Source organism: Shewanella colwelliana, assembly GCF_001735525.1.
Taxonomy (GTDB): Bacteria; Pseudomonadota; Gammaproteobacteria; order Enterobacterales; family Shewanellaceae; genus Shewanella; species Shewanella colwelliana.
This window is the reverse complement of the sequence record NZ_MCBT01000019.1, coordinates 1-5,733: the sequence shown is the minus strand read 5'-3', so window position 1 is coordinate 5,733 and position 5,733 is coordinate 1. Positions and strand designations below refer to the sequence as shown.

The window sequence follows — 5,733 nt, the reverse complement described above, 5'->3', positions numbered from 1 at the left end:
GTGGCTTTTTTGCGTTTGGGCCTTTTAAAATAATAGATCATTAGCGTGAGACAGCCCTTAAGTGAGACGGGTTACTTATCGACTTTAGCATGTGCGTGTCTTACCCATTAGTGTCATACCAACTCCTACCTCGCCCAAGACGCTGCATTTATGCGTCTCGGTTGTTGGCACGCCCATGTGTCCTCTTCGGAGATAATAAAGAGTCGCTCATTTCTAGTGCCTAATTTCTCGTAAAGAGAGTCGATAAAGCCCGCTTGTGAAATAATTACACGAGCAAGGGGGAGCTATTGTGCATGTTATACAAGGCTGCTATCTGTGTGATGGGCATTAGATAGCGTCTGCACTGACTCTACTTCCAACATTAGTTCATAGGGATAAGGCTCTGTGGTTTTAAGGCTAAACTTGATGTTGGCTTGGTAGAAAATAGTCCCGACCTTTTCGGCATGGCTTAGATCCGCGTGAGCCAAGGGTGAGAGTGATAAACCAGACTCACCTAAATCGTTGGTGGTAATTGGGGGCCACCTTGTAACTATATCGGCCGCGCGAAAAAGTTATTTCGATATCGATTGGCCGCTAATTGTGGGTTTCCACTATCAATCATCAATTTTAGGCGTGCATACGATGCACAATAGTAGGTGTTTATAGTCTTTATAGTCTTTCAGTTTTATCCCTCCTGAAAAGTACACTTTGCATGTTACACATTTTGAATTGCTACCTGTGAAAGGTACCTAGTCGCTGTCAAGTTTTGGCTCGCACTCAATATTAGAGCTGCTTTGCTTATTGATTTCTACGCAAACCTTAGCCAAATAAGCTGAACTTTTGCGCGATAAGTATTTGGTTTATGCACTAGACAGTCGATGCGTTACAATGACTTTTTGAATCGCTAAACAGATCTTATGAATACCAATACATACAATTCACTGTCTGGCCTTAATACGCTAGGCGTCGATGCTACTTGTGAAAAACTCATTCATGCTACTAATCGTCAGCAGATAGTTAAAGCCTGTTTAGATGAGAGGCTAGAGCATACGCCGTTATTGGTACTCGGAGGTGGCAGTAATATTGTACTGACATGTCATTTCCAAGGCACTGTAGTCGTGCTTGAAAGTAAAGGTATAGCTATTAAAGAAGATGATAACGCCTATCATTTGGTGGTTGAAGCGGGCGAAAATTGGCACGATTTAGTTAAGTTTTGCCTAGAAAATAAGATGCCAGGATTAGAAAACCTTGCCTTAATACCTGGGTCTGTTGGAGCGGCACCGATACAGAATATTGGTGCATACGGAGCAGAGCTTGCCCAATACTGTGAGTGGGTAGAATACTTAGATTTAGAAACAGGTAAGTGTCAGCGTCTCAATGCAAGTGAATGCCTTTTTGGGTATCGGGATTCTATATTTAAGCAAAAACTAAAGCAAAGAGCAGTTATTTTAAGTGTCGCATTACGGCTCGATAAGCAATGGAGTCCAAATCTTAGTTACGGACCATTGAAAGGGTTTAGCCGAGAAAGTGTCACCCCTAAGGCTGTGTTTGATTGTATTTGTGCAATACGGCAACAGAAGTTACCGGATCCAAAGGTATTAGGTAATGTAGGAAGCTTTTTTAAGAATCCCATTGTCAGCAAATCACAGTTCGAATCGTTGCAAGAAAGCTATCCTGATATTGTCGGTTATGTAGTGAGCGATCATGACGTGAAACTTGCAGCAGGTTGGTTGATAGAGCAAGCGGGTCTAAAAGGATCGTCAGTAGGTGGTGCTTCAGTTCATTTGCAGCAGGCGCTCGTGCTAGTAAATAAAAATCAAGCAACCGGTGATGACGTGTGTCAGTTAGCACGCAATATTATAGCAAAGATACATAAGCTTTTTGGCGTCACATTAGAAGTCGAACCTCGAATTATTGGTGCCTCAGGGCAAAAGGAGATTGATAATGCATGATCAGTGGCAGCGTAAACGCGCAATAATTGCAGAACTAAGTCGCGGAGGTTTCATCTCTGGAGAGGTGTTAGCAACAAACCTTGGCATTTCTCGCGCTGCAGTCAGCAAGCATATTGCAAGCTTAGAAGAGTTTGGCGTTGACGTGTTTAGCGTGAAGGGAAAGGGTTACAAGTTGGCGACACCACTTAGCTTAATTGACGAGAAGGTGTTGAAGAGCGGATTAAGCAGTCGCTGTTTTTATTTCGATGATATACCTTCAACGAATGCGTTTTTATTGGGTCATGTCAATGAGCTAACCAGCGGTGATCTTTGCGTTGCAGAGTATCAATCGGCTGGTCGAGGGCGTCGTGGGCGCACTTGGGTATCGCCCTATGGCGGGCACTTGTATGCATCGCTTTATTGGCAGTTTTCTCAGGGGATGGCACAAGCTATGGGGCTAAGCCTTGTTGTTGCCTGTTCACTGGTTACTGTGCTGCGTAATATGGGCGTTGCCGGTGTAGGAGTGAAATGGCCGAACGATATCTATTTAAACCATAAGAAGCTGGCCGGCGTGTTAATCGAAATGAGTGGTCAGGCAGATAGTGTGTGTGACGTTGTGATTGGCATTGGGGTTAACATGTCAATGTCTGAGCAACAATCACAAAAGATAGATCAGCCTTGGAGTGATCTATCTGAATTGGCCCAAATGCCTGATAAAACGATGTTGATGATTAAGTTGCAGCAACAGCTTGTGAAGGATCTGGAGCAATTTGAAGTTGATGGTCTTAAAGCCTTTAAACAACTTTGGCGAGACGTAGATCTATTCGATGGTCAGCCCATTAAACTCTTAATGGGCGATAATATCGTTGAAGGCACCTGCTGTGGTATTGATGATCAAGGTGCGGTTTTACTGCAGAATGAACTGGGGATTCAAGCTTATATCGGCGGTGAAATATCGCTGCGCGCGCAATAAGAAATTATTTTCTTAGTAACACCTGGTTCATCAAATGATCAGTACCTTTACGGAGGATCAGGTGAGCTCTATCTCTCGTTGGTAGGATGTTTAGGTTAAGATTAGGGCCGTTAATACTATCCCAGATATTAGCGGCTATTTTTGTTGCTTCATCGTCGGTCAAGCTTGAGTAATGGTGGAAATAGGAGTTTGGGTCGCTAAATGCGCCACTTCTAAATTGCAAGAACCGCGAAACATACCAATCTTTTAGCAGAGACTCTTCTGCATCAACATAGATGGAAAAGTCAACGAAATCAGAGACAAAAGGCTGCTGGATAGCAACGTGAGTATCTTGTCCTGTTTGTAAAACATTAAGTCCTTCAATAATTAAAATATCAGGCTGTTGAATGACTTGATTGGTGTCAGTAATTCTATCGTAACTAATGTGCGAGTAGATAGGCGCTTTAACGACGCTGTCACCGGCCTTAATTTTCGAAATGAACTCCACTAACATCTTCATATCGTAACTTTCAGGAAAGCCTTTACGTTGAAGCAGGCCGCGACGTTTTAATTCCGCCAATGGATATAAGAAGCCGTCGGTAGTGACGAGATCAACTTTTGGATGTTCAGGCCACTGTTGTAACAGCGCTTGCATAATACGTGCGGTGGTACTTTTCCCCACCGCGACGCTGCCAGCAATACTGATGATATAAGGACGTTTAGGTGGCACTCGCCCTAAAAACTGATTCAGTACTAACCCACGTTGTTGTCTGGCTTCTACAATTAGGTTAAGTAAACGGCTAAGCGGCAAGTAGATGTCAGTGACTTCATCTAATGATATCGACTCGTTTATTCCTCGCAAATTTTCTAGTTCACTTTCACTCAGTGTCAGTGGCACTGATTTTCTGAGTTCGGCCCATTGTTGGCGCTCAAACGCCAAGTAAAGCGCATTATGAATGTGACTGTCTAATTGCATGGTGTAAATCTCCCCTTAGGCATCGCACAGTACACCATAGGTATAAGTGGAACAACTGCAAAAATTACTTTCCTTTGGTCTATGTAATGAATTGGTAAATATCTGGGCAAATAGTGCGCGCTTATGGATGTGAATGCATGAAATTCCGCCATTTAACCAATTTTTTTGCAAATATTTAAAATTAGCTATTGCACTTGTCGTCACTATTACCTAATATCCGCTACCGAAATGACACGCCGGCATAGCTCAGTTGGTAGAGCAACTGACTTGTAATCAGTAGGTCCCGAGTTCGACTCTTGGTGCCGGCACCATTTCTCTGGAGGGGTTCCCGAGTGGCCAAAGGGATCAGACTGTAAATCTGACGGCTCAGCCTTCGAAGGTTCGAATCCTTCTCCCTCCACCATTTTTCTAGGTAGTTAGGTAACCTTAGTTAGGTTGCGCGGATGTCGTATAATGGTATTACTCCAGCCTTCCAAGCTGATAACGCGGGTTCGATTCCCGCCATCCGCTCCAATTTTCGCTGACTGTGCCCATATCTAAGAGCTCCCCTTGTGGGTTACGTTCTCGATAAACTGCCCTCAGCCTCCTACTAAGCTTCCTTATTATCTTAATTAAATCGATTCGATGACATTTGGCATCGGATTTTTTGTTGTATGTAGATTTCATCACCAAGTATCTCTAATTGGGGCATTACCATGGCTAAAGAAAAATTTGAACGTAGCAAACCTCACGTAAACGTGGGCACCATCGGTCACGTTGACCATGGTAAAACAACTCTAACCGCAGCTATCTCTTCGGTACTAACGAAGACTTACGGTGGTGAACTTAAAAACTTCGCACAGATCGATAACGCTCCAGAAGAGCGTGAGCGCGGTATTACAATTAATACTTCTCACATCGAATATGACACTCCATCACGTCACTACGCACACGTAGACTGCCCAGGTCACGCGGATTATGTTAAAAACATGATCACTGGTGCTGCACAGATGGACGGCGCAATCCTAGTAGTTGCTTCTACAGATGGTCCAATGCCACAAACTCGTGAGCACATCCTGCTTTCACGTCAGGTTGGTGTACCATTCATCATCGTATTCATGAACAAGTGTGACATGGTTGATGACGAAGAGCTTCTAGAGCTAGTAGAAATGGAAGTTCGTGAACTTCTTAGCGAATATGACTTCCCAGGTGATGACCTACCAGTTATCCAAGGTTCTGCGCTTAAAGCCCTTGAAGGCGAGCCAGAGTGGGAAGCTAAGATCATTGAACTAGCTGAAGCACTAGACACTTATATTCCTGAGCCAGAGCGTGCTATCGATGGTGCATTCATTCTTCCAATCGAAGATGTATTCTCAATCGCTGGTCGTGGTACTGTTGTTACTGGTCGTGTAGAGCGCGGTATCATCAAAGTAGGTGAAGAAGTAGAAATCGTTGGTATCAAAGATACAACTAAGACTACTTGTACTGGTGTTGAAATGTTCCGTAAACTGCTTGACGAAGGTCGTGCAGGTGAGAACTGTGGTGTACTACTACGTGGTACTAAGCGTGACGAAGTTGAGCGTGGTCAAGTATTGGCTAAGCCTGGTTCAATCACTCCACACACAACTTTCAAGTCAGAAATCTATGTTCTGTCTAAAGAAGAAGGCGGACGTCACACTCCATTCTTCAAAGGCTACCGTCCACAGTTCTACTTCCGTACAACTGACGTAACCGGTACTATCGAATTGCCAGAAGGCGTAGAGATGGTAATGCCTGGTGACAACGTAGCAATGACTGTAACACTAATCTGCCCAATCGCGATGGACGAAGGTTTACGCTTCGCAATCCGTGAAGGTGGCCGTACAGTTGGTGCTGGTGTTGTAGCTGAGATCGTAGCTTAATCGCAACGAGTCTTA

General features: G+C 44.1%; 4 protein-coding genes and 3 tRNA genes. 6 read left to right on the top strand and 1 reads right to left on the bottom strand.

The genetic code is table 11. The annotated features are described in order from the left end of the window. The first annotated feature begins 896 nt into the window (after nucleotides 1-896). On the top strand, nucleotides 897-1,931 hold the full coding sequence (gene murB / locus BEL05_RS07820) for a UDP-N-acetylmuramate dehydrogenase (RefSeq protein ID WP_069670833.1): 1,035 nt from the start codon (nucleotides 897-899) through the stop codon (nucleotides 1,929-1,931). After that, complete coding sequence (gene birA, locus BEL05_RS07815) at nucleotides 1,924-2,883, top strand: bifunctional biotin--[acetyl-CoA-carboxylase] ligase/biotin operon repressor BirA (protein ID WP_028764751.1); 960 nt, start codon at nucleotides 1,924-1,926, stop codon at nucleotides 2,881-2,883. Before murB ends, birA begins: the two co-directional genes overlap by 8 nt. 4 nt (nucleotides 2,884-2,887) lie before the next feature. Here the strand turns inward: birA and coaA are convergent, their stop codons facing one another. After that, the gene (gene coaA, locus BEL05_RS07810; RefSeq protein WP_028764750.1) at nucleotides 2,888-3,838 is read right to left on the bottom strand and encodes a type I pantothenate kinase; all 951 of its coding nucleotides are present in this window, start codon (nucleotides 3,836-3,838) and stop codon (nucleotides 2,888-2,890) included. 235 nt (nucleotides 3,839-4,073) lie between these two features. Between coaA and BEL05_RS07805 the strand changes: the two genes are divergently transcribed. The 4 genes from BEL05_RS07805 (at nucleotide 4,074) to tuf (ending at nucleotide 5,718) form a co-directional block, all read left to right on the top strand. Then, nucleotides 4,074-4,149 (top strand) — tRNA-Thr (locus tag BEL05_RS07805). A 7-nt stretch (nucleotides 4,150-4,156) separates the two neighbouring features. After that, a tRNA-Tyr gene (locus BEL05_RS07800) sits at nucleotides 4,157-4,241 on the top strand. A 36-nt stretch (nucleotides 4,242-4,277) separates the two neighbouring features. Then, nucleotides 4,278-4,351 (top strand) — tRNA-Gly (locus BEL05_RS07795). 182 nt (nucleotides 4,352-4,533) lie between these two features. Then, complete coding sequence (gene tuf, locus BEL05_RS07790) at nucleotides 4,534-5,718, top strand: elongation factor Tu (RefSeq protein WP_069670832.1); 1,185 nt, start codon at nucleotides 4,534-4,536, stop codon at nucleotides 5,716-5,718. The last annotated feature ends 15 nt before the right edge of the window (nucleotides 5,719-5,733 follow it).